11 protein-coding genes, 1 rRNA gene and 1 pseudogene are annotated in these 15,086 nt (G+C 71.3%); 5 read left to right on the top strand and 8 right to left on the bottom strand.

Going from position 1 to position 15,086, the window contains the following annotated elements:
- Positions 1 to 9: 9 nt before the first annotated feature.
- The 7 genes from ABZ906_RS28750 to mtnA all read right to left on the bottom strand — a co-directional run bounded on the left by ABZ906_RS28750 (position 10) and on the right by mtnA (position 8,914).
- Positions 10 to 753, bottom strand: a complete 744-nt coding sequence (locus ABZ906_RS28750) for a response regulator transcription factor (protein ID WP_361186902.1) — start codon at positions 751 to 753, stop codon at positions 10 to 12.
- A gap of 197 nt (positions 754 to 950) precedes the next feature.
- Positions 951 to 1,700 carry a ribosome-associated translation inhibitor RaiA gene (gene raiA, locus ABZ906_RS28745; RefSeq protein WP_361186904.1) on the bottom strand — a complete coding sequence of 250 codons (750 nt, stop codon included), beginning with the start codon at positions 1,698 to 1,700 and terminating at the stop codon, positions 951 to 953.
- Between the two features lie 259 nt (positions 1,701 to 1,959).
- Positions 1,960 to 2,772, bottom strand: a complete 813-nt coding sequence (locus ABZ906_RS28740) for a ComF family protein (protein ID WP_361387484.1) — start codon at positions 2,770 to 2,772, stop codon at positions 1,960 to 1,962.
- A gap of 181 nt (positions 2,773 to 2,953) precedes the next feature.
- Positions 2,954 to 4,723 (bottom strand): LpqB family beta-propeller domain-containing protein, encoded by a 1,770-nt coding sequence (locus ABZ906_RS28735; RefSeq protein ID WP_361186997.1) that lies wholly within the window; start codon positions 4,721 to 4,723, stop codon positions 2,954 to 2,956.
- A 112-nt stretch (positions 4,724 to 4,835) separates the two neighbouring features.
- Positions 4,836 to 7,025 carry an MtrAB system histidine kinase MtrB gene (gene mtrB / locus ABZ906_RS28730; RefSeq protein WP_361387481.1) on the bottom strand — a complete coding sequence of 730 codons (2,190 nt, stop codon included), beginning with the start codon at positions 7,023 to 7,025 and terminating at the stop codon, positions 4,836 to 4,838.
- A 1-nt stretch (position 7,026) separates the two neighbouring features.
- The gene (gene mtrA, locus ABZ906_RS28725) at positions 7,027 to 7,716 is read right to left on the bottom strand and encodes a two-component system response regulator MtrA (protein ID WP_190080121.1); all 690 of its coding nucleotides are present in this window, start codon (positions 7,714 to 7,716) and stop codon (positions 7,027 to 7,029) included.
- Between the two features lie 4 nt (positions 7,717 to 7,720).
- A complete protein-coding gene (gene mtnA, locus ABZ906_RS28720) occupies positions 7,721 to 8,914 on the bottom strand; it encodes an S-methyl-5-thioribose-1-phosphate isomerase (protein ID WP_361186912.1) in 1,194 nt (397 codons plus the stop codon).
- 140 nt (positions 8,915 to 9,054) lie between these two features.
- Here mtnA and ABZ906_RS28715 point away from each other — a divergent pair, with 140 nt between their 5' ends.
- From ABZ906_RS28715 to ABZ906_RS28695, 5 genes and pseudogenes are all read left to right on the top strand, one after another.
- Positions 9,055 to 10,368, top strand: a complete 1,314-nt coding sequence (locus ABZ906_RS28715; RefSeq protein ID WP_361387478.1) for a glycerophosphoryl diester phosphodiesterase membrane domain-containing protein — start codon at positions 9,055 to 9,057, stop codon at positions 10,366 to 10,368.
- A gap of 19 nt (positions 10,369 to 10,387) precedes the next feature.
- Positions 10,388 to 11,074 carry a DUF4129 domain-containing protein gene (locus ABZ906_RS28710; protein WP_361388004.1) on the top strand — a complete coding sequence of 229 codons (687 nt, stop codon included), beginning with the start codon at positions 10,388 to 10,390 and terminating at the stop codon, positions 11,072 to 11,074.
- Between the two features lie 332 nt (positions 11,075 to 11,406).
- Positions 11,407 to 12,591, top strand: a pseudogene (locus tag ABZ906_RS28705) (DUF4350 domain-containing protein); the annotation flags it as partial.
- Positions 12,588 to 13,580 carry a MoxR family ATPase gene (locus tag ABZ906_RS28700; RefSeq protein WP_361186920.1) on the top strand — a complete coding sequence of 331 codons (993 nt, stop codon included), beginning with the start codon at positions 12,588 to 12,590 and terminating at the stop codon, positions 13,578 to 13,580. The pseudogene ABZ906_RS28705 and the gene ABZ906_RS28700, both read left to right, overlap by 4 nt.
- Positions 13,580 to 14,890 carry a DUF58 domain-containing protein gene (locus ABZ906_RS28695; protein WP_361387475.1) on the top strand — a complete coding sequence of 437 codons (1,311 nt, stop codon included), beginning with the start codon at positions 13,580 to 13,582 and terminating at the stop codon, positions 14,888 to 14,890. Before ABZ906_RS28700 ends, ABZ906_RS28695 begins: the two co-directional genes overlap by 1 nt.
- Positions 14,891 to 14,999: 109 nt before the next feature.
- Here the strand turns inward: ABZ906_RS28695 and rrf are convergent.
- A 5S ribosomal RNA gene (gene rrf, locus ABZ906_RS28690) occupies positions 15,000 to 15,086 on the bottom strand; the annotation flags it as partial.

The raw sequence follows: 15,086 nt of genomic DNA, 5'->3' as shown, positions 1-15,086 counted from the left end.
GGCCGGGCCTCACCTGATTTCGAGGATCTTCTCCCGCATCGCGTAGACGACGGCCTCCATCCTGGAGTGCAGCTGAAGCTTCTCCAGGATGTTGCGCACGTGGTTCTTCACGGTGTTCTCGGAGATGAACAACTCCTTCGCGATGTCGCGGTTGTTCATTCCCGTGGCCACCAGCTTGAGCACTTCCAGTTCGCGGTCGGTCAGCCGCGGCGCGGGCACCAGCCTGCGCTCGTCGGTGCGCTGGATCATCGACTTGAACTCGGTGAGCAGTTTCGACGCCATGGACGGACTGATCTGCGACTGCCCGTCGGCCACCGCGCGAATCGCCGTGGCCACCTCGTCCGTGGAGATCTCCTTGAGGAGATATCCGGTGGCGCCCGCCTTGATCGCGTCGTAGAGGTCGGCTTCCTCGTCGCTGATCGTCAACATGATGATCTTGGCGCTCGGCGCGACCTCCTTGATGGAGGTGCACGCCTCGATGCCGCCGCGCTTGGGCATGCGCACATCCATGAGGATGATGTCCGGCAGCAGGTCGGCGGCCTTGTCCACCGCCTCGGCGCCGTCGCCCGCCTCGCCGACCACCTGGATGTCCTCCTCGGCGGCGAGGACGATCTCAAGGCCCCGGCGGAAGAGCGCGTGGTCGTCCACCACAAGGACCCGGATGGGCTCCTTGCGGGACGCGCCCGCATCCGTGCCGATGCCGATGCCGTCGTGGGCATCCTCATCCCGCATCGGTCCGAAGCTGTCCGCCATCGTTCCTCCCCCTGAAGGCCATGGCCCCGTTGTGCGTCGACTGCCGCCAACCCGGGGCAGCAGCACACCGGTTGGCCGGCTCCGCCCATGATTTCATGCCCGGACGGCCGCGCGTTGCGCGCAGGGGTCGCACGATGGTGCCCCTGGGGGCGCACACGCGCTCCAGGGGCACCGTCTCATCCCTCGGCCGACCGGAGTCAGCCGCCGAGCGCACCGCCCCCGCCGCCCGACTCGGGCCGCGCGACCATCGGGTCGGTGTTGAGGCGGATGACGCCGTAGTCGTAAGCGTGTCGCCGGTAGACGACACTCGGTTCCTTCGACTCCGAGTCGACGAACAAGTAGAAGTCGTGCCCGACGAGTTCCATCTCGTAGAGCGCCTGGTCCAGTGACATCGGGGCCGCCACGTGGGTCTTCTCGCGGACCACGAGCGGGCCTTCGCCCTGGATCTCCAGTGAGCCGATCCTCTTGACGGGCACGCCGTCCGGCTCTTCGTCACGTGCGAGGGTGCCGTCGCCGTTGAGAGTCGCCGCGTCCGGCACCCGCTCGGCAACTTCGGCGGCGCTGAGCCTGCCGGTGCCGCGCCGGTTGTGGCGCTTCTCGTGCTGCTTGCGCAGCCGTGCGTCGAGCTTGGCCGTGGCAAGGTCGAGCGCGCCGTACGGATCGGCTGCCGAGGCCTCCGCGCGGATCACGGGTCCACGCCCGCGGAGCGTGATCTCCACGCGGTCGCAGCGGTCCGCCTGACGCGGGTTGGTTTCCTTGGACACCTCGACGTCGAGGCTGATCACCTTGCCGTCGAGCTTCTGGATCTTCTCCAGGTTCAGCTTCTCGGCCACGTGCTTGCGGAACCGCTCGGGCACCTCGGTCTTGCGGCCCTTGACGACGATGTCCACGCAGAACTCCGTTCCCGGATCGCCCCGCTTCGGCGGCGGAGCATCTCCCTTTTGCACCAGGCTCCGGTGACTCCCGAAGCCTCGGACTCGGTGACTTCCACCTCCTCCTCCCCCGCGAACAAGATCTCCACCCCGACCGGCCCGGTTGTTTGCAGAAAAACCCGGCGACCGGCATTCCGATATGCGAGGGACGGCGTCCACCATTCCTCACAACTGAAGATATCTCGCTCGGACGGATGGCGTCACCCTCTACCGCTGCATACCTCCATTCAGGTGTATTGACCCTCTCACTACCTGCAACGATGCAAGTTCCCTGTCAGTTCCGGTTTATTCCGAAAGAATGTGGCGAGGAGGAGACAACAGCCGCAGTGATCGTGTTCTCGCACGTAATTTCACGGGCTGTTACCACCGCGACTCCCCCTTTGCTTTCCGTGTGCACTCCACGCATTGCGCGGGCCGCCTCGGCAAGGGACGCGCCCGTGGTCATCAGGTCGTCCACGATCACGACCCGGCCACCACCGGCAAGCAGCCGCCCGCCACCCGCGGTGACCTCCAGCGCACCCCGCAGATTCGCTTGCCGCTGCCGGGAGTTGAGCCCCGACTGATCGGCCACGGCACGCCGCTGGCGCAGCACGCAGAGCACCCTGGCCCGCGTCCCGCCCCGCCGCAGCTCACCCGCCGCGGCCAGCGCGATCCGCCGTACGGGATCGTGCCCACGCGCCCGCACGGCCCGCCGCGCCGACGGCACGGGCACGAGCAGTACCTCAGCGTCACCACCTCCCGCAGCGTCCACACCTCCCGCGCCTTCACCGCGTGCGCCCGCCGAAGTCCCGTCCTCCCGCAGCCCCGCACGCACCGCCCCGGCCAGCGCCGCGCCCAGCGGCCCCGCGAGCCCCAGAGCGCCCCGCTCCTTGTGCGCGAGCAGCATCGCCCGCACCGCGTTCTCGTAGGGAGCCGCCGCGTGCACCACCGGCAGCCCGCCCGGCCGGGGATCGGGCCGCACCCGGCGCGGCGCCACACCGCACAGGGCGTCGCCGCACTGAGCGCAGAGCGCCGTACGAGGCCTGCCGCAGCCTCCGCACTCGGCCGGCAGCACCAGATCGGTGAGGTCCTGCCACCACCCCGGCATGCCCACCACTGTGCCAAGACGCGCGCGACCCTGCCACCCCTGTGGAAAACCCCCTGTGGACAACTCCACCGCGCGGGCAGCACGTTGACGCGGGCACCTCGGCCCGGAGAGGACACGCCGGCCAGGAGAGAGCGCGTCAACCGAGGGAGAGCGCGCCGGCCCGGACGACCGAAGAGAACCGTCAGCCCGGATAGACCGGCGCCGACCCCTCCTTGACCACCGTCTGCCACTGCGCACCCGTCGGCAGCCGCACGATCCCGTCGTCCGAGTGCGCCACCAGCGGCTGCCGCTCGTCCTCCGAGGCCGCGATCTCCTTCACGCCGGTGAGGCCGGGCAGCGTCGCGCTCACCGGCATCGAGCCGTCGCACTGGACGTACCGCATCTGCTGCACGCCGCCGGACTCGCGTCCGACCACCACGAGGCGGCTGCCGCCCGCCCATGACATGGCGGTGACCTCCTCCATCTGCGGTGCGGCCGGGCGCAGTTCGACCACCGAGATGGACGGCTGCTCGCCCTTGGCGCCCGTCCGCTCGACGCGGCCGATCTTCAGGGACGTCTTGCCGTCCTTCTTCACGAGGAGCGCGATCCGCACGCCGTCGGCCGACACCCGCACCGCCTCGATCCGTCCGTCGAGGTTCGCGATCTCCACCGGCAGCGGCTCTCCCGCACCCTGGTCCAGCCAGAGCAGCCGCGGCCGCTTCGGGTCGCGGTCGGCCACCCAGAGGTCGCCGCGGCCGTCCCAACTGGGCGTGGAGAGACCGTCCTCCTCCGACTTGGCCTTGCTGCGCACCTCGGGCTTGCCGAGCGGCGCCTCGGAGACCAGCGACCCCATGTAGAGCGAGCGCCCGTCGAGCGACACCCCGGCAGCCCGCTCCTCGTCACGGGAGACGGCCGCGGAGCGCAGCGGCTGCTCGCCGCTGCCCAGTTTCCCCTGCACGGGATCCGTACTGGGCTTGCCGCCCAGCCTGGCAGGCATCCGCACCAGGCGCTGCTTGTCGTCGATGAAGTACTGGTAGCCGGGGCGGTCCGCGGTGCGGCGCGAGGCGACGGACTCGGCCCGCTCCTTGCTCAGGACACACAGCTGCGAACCGTTGCGGCGCTGCAACTCCACCTCCTCGACGCCGGACGACGTCAGGTCCTGGAGCGTGAAGAGCATCTGCGCGGCCATCTCGGTGCACCGCTCCTGGTCCGCCGTATCGGCCTTCGCGTTCAGCGGCACCGTCAGCTTGCCCTGTTCGTCGGGCGCCAGCGTCTTGGTGCCCGCCTTGAGCTTGGTGCCCGTCGGGAAGCGGGTGCCCACGACCTGCTTGAGCCACGTCGTGGGACCGTCGAGCAGCGCCTTGACGGTCTCCGTCACGGGGTCTATTCGCTGCCGTATGTAGACGGGGTCGGCGACGAGCCCTTGCTGGCCGCCACCGGTCGCACCGTCGGAGGAGCCGGCCGAACGCGTCGCGAAGTAGTACTTGTTGACGGACCAGTAGATCCGCTGGAAGTCGGACTGCCCGAGCACGACCCCCGGCGGCACCCGGTCGATCCGCCACTCCTTGCCGTTGGGCCCGTCCCGCTGGGCGAGGTGAACGACCTGGTTGTAGGAGGAGTCGTCGAGCTGGTACGCGTGCTCCTTGTCGACCGTGGCGACCTTGCGCCCGGTCAGCGGGAACGAACGGCCGCTGCCGCCGTCGTCCCCGACACTGCCCGACTCCGTAGTGGGTCCGTTTTCGAGCACCGTCGTCCGCACACTGGGGTCCCAGGTCTTGGACGCTTCCTTGGTCAGATACTTGCGCGCCATCGCGAACTCGGGATCGTCGCTGGTCAGCGCCTCAAGAAAGCCCTGGACGATCTCATTGGGGCCCGCGTCGTCGGCAGGCGGCATCGCGTAGACCCGCACCTGCGACTGCGAGTCCGGCCGCTGGGAGGCGTCTACGGCCTTGAGGTTGCCGCTGTCGGGCATCGAGGCGCAGCCCGCGAGCAGCACCCCGCAGCAGCCGAACAGCAGCCCGGCCCGCAGCGAACGCCGGTGGCGCCGGTACGCGGAAGCCTGAGCATGAGCGCGGCGATCGTGGTCAGCGCCCACGAGAGGCCTCCCCTTCCCTGGCGGGATCCGTTTCCGCTTCCCTGACGGGATCGGTTTCCGTCGACGGCTCACCGGCTCTCAGGGCCACCTCGGACGAGGACGAAGGCCCCTCGGACGCGGGCGCCTCGGATGCAGGCCCCTCGGACGGAGGGCGCCCGGACCCGGACTCCCCCGCCTCCTCGCCCCGCGGCAGAGCATCGTCCAGCGGCCGCCGCGGCACGACCCGCGACCCGTTCCCCGGCAACGCGGTCGGGTCAGCCGTCGCCGACGCCTGCGCGAGCCGCGGCGCGATCGGCGCCCTCGCGGGCACCGGCGGCGGCACCCGCTCCGCCGCCGACTGCTGCGCGGGCACCGTGGCGAGCTTGTTCGTGCCGCCCAGCGGCAGACCGGCGTCGTTGAGGCCGCGGTGGCGCCGCGAATCGTCGGGCTCCAGCGGTATCGGCGAACCCCGCAGCGGCTCGTCCGCCGTGCGCGGCAGCGTCAGACGGAACTGCGAACCGCCGCCCGGCTCACCCCACGCCTGCAGCCAGCCGCCGTGCAGCCGTGCGTCCTCCAGGGCGATGGAGAGCCCCAGACCCGTACCACCGGTGGTACGCGCGCGTGCCGGGTCGGCCCGCCAGAAGCGGCTGAACACGCGGGTCGCCTCGCCGGGCTTGAGGCCCACTCCGTAGTCCCGCACCGCGACCGCGACCGCGCCGCCCGCCGCCGCGAGCCGCACCACGACGTCCCGGCCCTCGCCGTGCTCCACGGCGTTGACCACGAGGTTGCGCAGGACGCGCTCCACCCTGCGGGCATCGGCCTCGGCGACCACGGGCTGCTGGTCCCCGACGATCCGGACGTGCGTCCCCTTGCGCTCCGCGAGCGGTTCCGCGCCGCCCACGACCCGTCGTACGACCTCACGCAGGTCTATCGGCTCGGCCTCCAGAGCCGCCGCGCCCGCGTCGAACCTGCTGATCTCCAGGAGGTCCGCGAGCAGCGTCTCGAACCGGTCGAGCTGATCGGCGAGCAGCTCGGCGGACCGCGCCGTCACCGGATCGAAGTCCACGCGCGCGTCATGGATGACATCGGCGGCCATCCGTACGGTCGTCAGCGGCGTACGCAGCTCGTGCGAGACGTCCGAGACGAACCGCCGCTGCATCCGCGAGAGCTGCTCCAGCTGCTGGATCTTCAGCTGGAGGTTCTGCGCCATCTTGTTGAAGGCCTCGCCGAGCCGCGCGATGTCGTCCTCTCCGGTGACCTTCATACGTTCCTGAAGGCGCCCGGCGGACAGCCGCTCGGCGATGCCCGCGGCCATCCGTACCGGCGTGACCACCTGGCGCACCACCAGCCAGGCGATGGCGCCGAGCAGCACCACGACGAACAGGCCCGCGGTGGCGAGGGTCGTCCTGACGACGCCGAGCGACTCCTCCTCCTGTGTCAGCGGGAAGAGGTAGTACAGCTGGTAGGGCTTGCCGTCCGGGTCGTTCAGACGCTTGCCGATGACGAGGCCGGGCTGGGCTTCACGGCCGTCGTTGAAGACGATGCGGGTATTGCTCTGATAGGCCCTGGTGCCCTTGTCGACGCTGTCGCGCAGCGCCTCGGGCACGCTCTGGATCGGGTCCACGCCCCCGGAGGCACGCGGCCCGCGCACACTGGCGTCGCGCGTCGACGACGGACTCAGCGTCACCACGTTGAACGCGCTCTGCCCGCCGCTGGAGAGCTGCTCCACCAGATCGGACATCCATACGGCGATCGGCGGCGTCGTCCCGCCGTCCGACGTGCCGCTGCCGCTCTCCTGCCCGGAGCGCGGCCGGGCGGAGTTCGCCTCGTCCTGCGCGGCCCTGAAGCCACCGTCGGCCTGACTCTGCGAAGCCTTCACCTTGGCCTTGAGCAGGCCGTTGTTCACGGAGCTCAGGACGGCGAAACCCAGCATCAGGACCACGCCGAGCGACATGAGCAGTGTCGTGGCGACGACCTTCAGCTGGATGTTGCGCCGCCACAGCCGCAGCGCGGGCAGCAGCGGCCGCCGCACCCAGCGCGCGAAGAGCCGCAGGACGGGGCTGCCCTGAACCCCGCCCTGCAACAGCAGACCGCCGTCGAGCAGCCGCCCGAACGTGGAGCCGCGCCGTCCCGGTCCGCCAGTCCGCCCCGAGCGGCCACCCGGAGCCCCGGGCGGTACGGGGGAACTGTCCCGGGACATGTCAGCTCGGTCCGGCCTTGTAGCCGACACCACGGACGGTCACCACGATCTCCGGGCGCTCGGGGTCCTTCTCGACCTTCGAGCGCAACCGCTGGACATGCACGTTCACCAGCCGGGTGTCGGCCGCGTGGCGATAGCCCCAGACCTGCTCGAGCAGCACCTCACGCGTGAACACCTGCCATGGCTTGCGGGCCAGCGCCACCAGGAGATCGAACTCCAGGGGCGTCAGCGCGATCGACTGGCCCTCCCGCTTCACGGAGTGCCCCGCCACGTCGATGACCAGGTCACCGATGGCGAGCTGCTCCGGCGCGGGCTCCTCGGACCTCCGCAGCCGCGCCCTGATGCGGGCCACGAGCTCCTTCGGCTTGAAGGGCTTCACGATGTAGTCGTCGGCACCCGACTCAAGACCGACCACCACGTCCACGGTGTCGCTCTTGGCCGTGAGCATGACGATCGGCACCCCGGACTCCGCCCTGATCAGGCGGCACACCTCGATGCCGTCGCGGCCCGGCAGCATCAAATCAAGCAGTACAAGATCCGGCTTTGCCTCCCGGAAAGCGGCCAGCGCCTTGTCGCCATCAGCTACGAACGACGGCTCAAAACCTTCACCACGCAGCACAATCCCGAGCATCTCGGCCAGTGCGGTGTCGTCGTCGACGACAAGGACTCGTCCCTTCATGCCTGACATCATCCCATTAGCTCATCGATACCTGGCGTGACCTGGCACACAGCTCGCCAAGGCCCCCTGCTGTCACGGGCGACACGACACCCTCCTCGGTGACGATGGCCGTCACCAGTTCCGGCGGCGTCACATCGAACGCGGGGTTGTACGCCTGGGTCCCCAGAGGTGCCACCGCGATCCCGCCTCCCGCTTCGAATCCGGCCACCGGCACATACTGCGCCGTGACCTCCGTCACTTCCTGACCCGCCCGCTGCTCCACCTCGATGGACGCTCCGTCCGGGGTGTCCGGGTCCACGGTCGTGACCGGCGCCACCACGATGAACGGAACGTGGTGGTAGCGGGCGAGCACCGCGAGCGGATAGCTCCCCACCTTGTTGGCCACCGAACCGTCGGCCGCGATGCGGTCGGCACCGATCAGCACGGCATCCACCTCACCCGCCGCGAACAGCGATCCCGCCGCGTTGTCCGTAAGCAAGGTGTACGCCATTTCGGCCCGCGCCGCCTCATACGCGGTCAGCCTCGAACCCTGCAGCAAGGGACGCGTCTCGTCCACCCACAGCCTGCGAAGACGCCCCGCCCGGTGCGCGGCGAGGGCCACCGCGAACGCCGTCCCCTCGCCTCCGGAGACCAGCGCCCCGGTGTTGCAGTGGGTCAGGATGCGGTGGCCGCCGCCCGGCAGCATCTCGTCGAGCAGGGCGAGGCCGTGCACCGCCATCTGCGCGCTGGCCTCGGCGTCCTCCCGGTGCAGCGCACGCGCGGCCGCGAGCGCCGCGGCCCCGGCCGCCTCCCGGTCGGCCCCGCCCACGACCGCCGAGCGGTACGCCGCCAGGGCCCTGCGCACGCCGTGGCCGAGGTTGACCGCGGTGGGCCTGGCCCCCGCGATCGCGACCGCCGCCTCTTCCACGTCGAAGCCGCGGGCGGCGGCCAGCGCCACTCCGTAGGCACCGGCGATGCCGAGCAGCGGCGCCCCGCGCACCGCCAGCGTGCGGATCGCCTGCACCAGGGCGGGCGCGTCCGTGCAGACCAGCTCCGTCTCTTCGCCGGGCAGTCTGGTCTGGTCGAGGAGGACCAGTACGGGGCCCTCCGGCGGCTCGGCCCAGCGGATCGCGGGGATCGCCGAGGTCGCCTCTTTCATCGCGTGCGCTGAACTCATCGGGGTTTCGGTGGGCCGTACGTCCTCGCCTGATTGCGCAAACTGATCAGCCATCCGCCCAGTCTGCCCCGTACCTGTCGGACAATTGAAGGTGTCCAGCCCATACGCTGCCCGGTCACCGCAAGGGTGTGCCGTGGCACGATGGCTGCCAACCGGCCGCCGCGACCGCGGACGGGCACCGTGAAGGAGCGACGATGAACGACACTCCGGGCTGGGCTTCGCCCGGATCTGCCCCCTCCGACGGACAGGACTCGGGCAAGGGCGAACCCGCCGAGCCCGCGGCCAAGCCCGAAGGCCCGCCCTCGAAGTGGTCCAAGGAGCAGCCGCCGCCCGCCCAGTGGTCCGCCCCGAGCCCGCCACCGGCCGGCCAGACCCCGCCTCCGCCGCCTCCGCAGGGGGGCGGCTGGGGCGGACGCCCCGGCGGCCCCGGTCCCGGCTCAGGTCCCGGCTCAGGCGGCCCCGGCGGCTACCCCGGCTGGGGCGCGTGGCAGGGCCCGCCGCCCGCCGCCAAGCCCGGCGTCATCCCGCTGCGGCCGCTCGGCGTCGGCGAGATCCTGGACGGCGCGGTCTCCACGATGCGTACGTACTGGCGCACGGTGCTCGGCATCTCCCTGGCCGTCGCCGTGTTCACGGAGATCGTCGTCATCCTGCTCCAAGGGCTCGTCCTCGACGACAGCGCGAGCACGGAAGCCCTCGACGATCCGAGCGCGACCGTCGGCGAACTGACCCGCGCCCTCGGCGACACCCTGCTGAGCTCCGGCGTGATTCTGGTGATCACCCTGCTCGGCACGATCGTCGCCACCGCCCTGCTCACCACGGTCACCAGCCGCGCGGTGCTCGGCAAGCCGGTCACCACGGCCGAGGCCTGGCAGGACGCCAAGCCGCAGCTGCCGAGACTGTTCGGCCTGACGCTGCTGCTCCCGCTCATCGGCGCCGCGATCGTCGCCGCCGGCACCCTGCCCGGCGTACTCGTCGCGGTGGCCGGGTCGTCCGAGGCGGGCATCAGCCTCGCCGTGCTCGGCGGATTCGCCGCCGGGGTCGTCGCCATCTGGCTGCTCGTCCGCTTCTCGCTCGCCTCGCCCGCCCTGATGCTGGAGAAGCAGGGCGTGAAGAAGTCGATGACCCGCTCCGCGAAGCTGGTCCGCGGCTCCTGGTGGCGCGTGTTCGGCATCCAGCTGCTCGCCGCGGTCATCGCCAACGTAGTGGCGTCGATCATCGTCATCCCCTTCACCCTCATCGCGGGCGCCCTGAGCGGCGACGGCGTCTCAGGCTTCCTCGACAGCGGCACCGGCGACCTCGGCTGGACCTTCCTGATCGTCAGCGGCGTCGGCTCGGTCATCGGCTCGATGCTCACGTTCCCGATCACCGCAGGTGTCACCGTGCTCCTGTACGTCGACCAGCGGATCCGGCGCGAAGCCCTCGACCTCGAACTGGCGCGCGCGGCGGGCCTCCAGGGCACCGGCGGCTCCAACGCCCCCGGAAGCGCCCCCGGAACTCCCGGGAGCTGATGCGGTGACGGGGGCAGTCCTGCACGGTTCAAGAGCAATCGCACCACTCGTACGACGCACCGGCGACGACACCCCACCGGTGACGATCCCGCGCGACCCCGCACGAGAGGCCGCCGAACGCGAACTGTCCAAGCCGCCGTACCACGAGAACGACCCCAGCCTCCTGCAGCGCGCCCTGAACCGCTTCTGGGACTGGGTCGACGACCTGTTCACCGCCGCCTCGGGGGCAACCCCGGGCGGCGGCCTCGGCCTCCTGGTCATCGTCGTCGCCGTGCTGGCCCTCGTCGCGCTGCTGTGGTGGCGCCTCGGCACCCCGCACCGCGCCCCCGCGTCGGCCCCGGCCCTCTTCGACGACCGCCCGCGCACGGCCGCGGAACACCGTGCCGCCGCCGAGGCCCACGCCGCCGCGGGCCACTGGAACCAGGCCGTCCAGGAGCGCATGCGCGCCGTGGTCCGCTCCCTGGAGGAACGCGCCCTCCTGGACCCCCGCCCCGGCCGCACGGCGGACGAAGCAGCGGCGGAAGCCTCCCGCACCCTCCCGGCCCACACCGCCGAACTCCACACGGCAGCAAGGTCATTCGACGCCATCACCTACGGCGGCCGCACGGCCACCTCCCAGACCTACCACCAGCTGGCCACCCTGGACGACGCCCTGACCCAGACCAAACCAACACTGAGCACCACCCCCCAGGGAGCCCCCAATTGACGGCCCCCCAGGACAGAGGCGAAAACGAGCCGCCCCACAAGGCCACCCCAGCAACCGAAGCAGCCCCCCAATCCGAGGCAGAGGCAGAGCCCAAGGCCGGACCCAAGTCCAGCACCGGCACCGGCACAGAATCCGCCCCCTCGCTTGCCCCCGCAGCGGACAGCACGTCCAGCACACCGAGCGCCACCGCCCCCGGAGCCAGCACGCCGAGCGCCACCGCCCCCGGAGCCAGCACGCCCAGCACCGCCCTCCCCGGAGCCGACGGGACCACAACCACCGCCACCCTCCCCGGAACCAGCGCGGCCACGTCCACCGCCACCCTCCCCGAAGCAACCACCCCCGCTCCCTCGACGTCCTCCGCCCCCACCCCTCGCCACCTCTGGACCCGAACCCGCGGCATCCTCCTCGCCCTCGTCGTCCTCCTGGCAGCCGCGATCGCCATCGCGGCCGTCCGTTCCGGTGGCCAGCACGGGCGGCTCGACCCGCGTTCCGCCGACCCCCACGGCAGTCGCGCCGTCGCCGAACTCCTCGCCGACCGTGGCGTATCCACCCGCGTGGTCACCACCTCCGAAGAGGCCCGAGCCGCGGCAGGCCCGGACACGACGCTCCTCGTGACCGCCCCCGACCGCCTCACGGAGCGCCAGCAGAAGCGCCTGCGCACGGCCACCGCGGACTCCCGTGGCCGCACCGTCCTCCTTGCCCCCGGCACCCCCTCGGTCAGCACCCTCGCCCCCGGGGTCACCGCGGACGCCACCCCCAGCCTCGACTCGACGCTCTCCCCCCGCTGCTCCCTCCCCGCCGCCGAGCGCGCGGGCTCAGCCGACGTGGGCGGCCTCCGCTACGACACCATCGCCCCGGACGCCGAAGCCTGCTACCTCAGCGACGGCCTGCCCAGCCTCCTGCACCTCCCGGCAGCCAGGGGAGGCGGCGACACCGTCGTACTGGGCGCCCCCGACATCCTCTTCAACGACCGCCTGGACAAGCAGGGCAACGCCTCACTGGCCCTGCAACTCCTCGGCTCCCGTCCGCACCTGGTCTGGTACCTCCCCTCCCTCTCCGACGACGCCGCCACCGACGAAGCCGACCGCGACTTCTTCGACCTGATCCCCGACGGCTGGCTCTGGGGCACCCTGCAACTCACCATCGCCGCCGCACTCGCCGCCCTGTGGCGCGCCCGCCGCCTCGGCCCGCTGGTCCCCGAACGCCTCCCCGTGGCCATCCGCGCCTCCGAAACCGTCGAAGGCCGAGCCCGCCTCTACCGCAAGGCCAACGCCCGCGACCGCGCATCGGCCGCCCTCCGCTCGGCCACCCGCACCCGCATCGCCCCCCTCATCGGCGTATCCCCCGGCCAGGCCCACGCCCCCGAGACCCTGCTCCCCGCCCTGTCCGCCAGGCTCCACGCCCCCGGCCAGGACCTGCACCCCCTCCTCTTCGGCCCGCCCCCGGGCAACGACGCAGCCCTCATCACCCTCGCCGACCAACTCGACGCCCTCGAAAAAGAGGTACGTACTTCATGATGGACCCGACCACTGACAACGCCGAGAACTCCGCGAGCTCCGGCAGCGCCCGCTCCTCCCTGGAGTCCCTGCGCACCGAGATCTCCAAGGCCGTGGTCGGCCAGGACCCCGCGGTGACGGGCCTCGTCGTGGCCCTCCTCTGCCGCGGCCACGTCCTCCTCGAAGGCGTCCCCGGAGTGGCGAAGACCCTGCTGGTCCGCGCCCTGGCCGCATCGCTCGAACTCGACACCAAACGCGTCCAGTTCACCCCGGACCTGATGCCGAGCGACGTCACCGGCTCCCTCATCTACGACGCCCGCACCACCGAGTTCTCGTTCCAGCCGGGCCCGGTCTTCACCAACCTCCTGCTCGCCGACGAGATCAACCGCACCCCGCCCAAGACCCAGTCCTCCCTCCTCGAAGCGATGGAGGAACGCCAGGTCACGGTCGACGGCACCCCGCGCCCGCTCCCGGAGCCCTTCCTCGTCGCGGCCACCCAGAACCCGGTCGAGTACGAAGGCACGTACCCGCTCCCCGAAGCCCAGCTGGATCGTTTCCTCCTCAAGCTGACCGTCCCCCTCCCCTCCCGCGAGGACGAGATCAACGTCCTCACCCGCCACGCGGAAGGCTTCAACCCCCGCGACCTCCACGCCGCCGGCATCCGCCCCGTGGCAGGCCCCGCCGACCTGGAAGCGGCCCGCGCCGCGGTCGCCAAGACCTCCGTCTCCCCCGAGATCACCGCCTACGTGGTGGACATCTGCCGCGCCACACGCGAGTCCCCGTCCCTCACCCTGGGCGCCTCCCCCCGCGGCGCGACCGCCCTGCTCTCCACGGCCCGCGCCTGGGCCTGGCTGACGGGCCGCGACTACGTCATCCCCGACGACGTGAAGGCCCTCGCCCTGCCCACCCTCCGCCACCGCGTCCAACTCCGCCCGGAGGCCGAGATGGAGGGCGTGACGGCCGACTCCGTCATCAACGCGATCCTCGCCCACGTCCAGGTCCCCCGCTGATGGCCCTCACCGGCCGCGCAGCCCTCCTGGCGGCCCTCGGCAGCCTCCCCGTAGGCATCTGGGACCCCAGCTGGACAGGCATCCTCGCCGTGAACGCCCCGCTGGCCCTGGCCTGCGCCTGCGACTTCGCCCTCGCCGCTCCCGTACGCCGCCTCGGCCTGACCCGCGCGGGCGCCACCTCCGTACGCCTCGGCGAAACCGCCGACGTCGAACTGACCGTCACCAACCCCTCCGGCCGCCCCCTGCGCGCCCAGATCCGCGACGCCTGGCCCCCGAGCAGCTGGCAGCCCGGCACCGAGATCGAGGCATCCCGCCACCGCCTGACGATCCCTCCGGGCGAGCGCCGCCGCCTCACGACCCGTCTGCGCCCGACCCGCCGCGGCGACCACCGGGCGGACCGCGTCACCATCCGCTCGTACGGCCCCCTGGGCCTCCTCACCCGCCAGGGCAGCCACAAGGTCCCGTGGACACTCCGGGTCCTGCCGCCCTTCACCAGCCGCAAGCACCTCCCCTCCAAGCTGGCCCGCCTGCGCGAACTCGACGGCCGCACCAGCGTCCTGACCCGAGGTCAGGGCACGGAATTCGACAGCCTCCGCGACTACGTCCCCGGCGACGACACCCGCTCCATCGACTGGCGCGCCACCGCCCGCCAGTCCAATGTCGCGATCCGCACCTGGCGCCCCGAACGCGACCGCCACATCCTGCTCGTCCTCGACACCGGCCGCACCTCGGCCGGCCGCGTCGGCGACGCCCCGCGCCTCGACGCCTCCATGGACGCGGCCCTGCTCCTGGCGGCCCTGGCCTCCCGAGCGGGAGACCGCGTAGACCTCCTGGCATACGACCGCCGCGTACGCGCCCTGATCCAGGGCAAAGCAGCGGGCGATGTTCTCCCCTCTGTCGTCAACGCCCTGGCCACGCTCGAACCGGAACTCGTCGAAACGGACGCCCGAGGTCTGACGTCAACGGCCCTTCGCACCGCGACCCGCAGCTCATTGATCGTCCTGCTGACCAGCCTCGACGCAGCACCCATCGAAGAAGGCCTGCTCCCCGTACTCTCCCGGCTCACCCAGCGCCACACAGTCCTCCTCGCATCGGTGGCCGACCCTCACATAGAGCAGATGGCCAAGTCGCGCGGCACAGCAGAGGCCGTGTACGACGCCGCAGCCGCGGCCCAGGCCCACACGGAACGCCACCGCACGGCGGAACAACTCATGCGCCATGGCGTCACAGTCGTAGACGCAACCCCCACGGACCTGGCCCCGACCCTGGCAGACGCCTACTTGTCCCTAAAGGCAGCCGGCCGCCTCTGACGGAAATAAAAAAGGCCCCGTAGAGGGGCCTGAATACAACAAAAACCACAAAGATCTAGAACGCAGAAAACCCCCACACCATAAGGTGCGGGGGTCTCCCGTAATAATAGTTCGGCGGCGTCCTACTCTCCCACAGGGTCCCCCCTGCAGTACCATCGGCGCTGTGAGGCTTAGCTTCCGGGTTCGGAATGTAACC

Source organism: Streptomyces sp. NPDC046925, assembly GCF_040644915.1.
In the GTDB taxonomy this organism is placed as follows: Bacteria; Actinomycetota; Actinomycetes; order Streptomycetales; family Streptomycetaceae; genus Streptomyces.
Note: the sequence above shows the minus strand (reverse complement) of the source record. Positions and strands in the feature narration are given on the sequence as shown.

Excerpts from the sequence above, each read along its gene's own strand:
- ABZ906_RS28750 (WP_361186902.1), bottom strand. The coding sequence starts at position 753 with ATGGCGGACAGCTTCGGACCGATGCGGGATGAGGATGCCCACGACGGC.
- ABZ906_RS28740 (WP_361387484.1), bottom strand. The coding sequence starts at position 2,772 with ATGCCGGGGTGGTGGCAGGACCTCACCGATCTGGTGCTGCCGGCCGAG.
- ABZ906_RS28735 (WP_361186997.1), bottom strand. The coding sequence starts at position 4,723 with ATGCCCGACAGCGGCAACCTCAAGGCCGTAGACGCCTCCCAGCGGCCG.
- mtrB (WP_361387481.1), bottom strand. The coding sequence starts at position 7,025 with ATGTCCCGGGACAGTTCCCCCGTACCGCCCGGGGCTCCGGGTGGCCGC.
- mtrA (WP_190080121.1), bottom strand. The coding sequence starts at position 7,716 with ATGATGTCAGGCATGAAGGGACGAGTCCTTGTCGTCGACGACGACACC.
- mtnA (WP_361186912.1), bottom strand. The coding sequence starts at position 8,914 with ATGGCTGATCAGTTTGCGCAATCAGGCGAGGACGTACGGCCCACCGAA.
- ABZ906_RS28715 (WP_361387478.1), top strand. The coding sequence starts at position 9,055 with ATGAACGACACTCCGGGCTGGGCTTCGCCCGGATCTGCCCCCTCCGAC.
- ABZ906_RS28700 (WP_361186920.1), top strand. The coding sequence starts at position 12,588 with ATGATGGACCCGACCACTGACAACGCCGAGAACTCCGCGAGCTCCGGC.
- ABZ906_RS28695 (WP_361387475.1), top strand. The coding sequence starts at position 13,580 with ATGGCCCTCACCGGCCGCGCAGCCCTCCTGGCGGCCCTCGGCAGCCTC.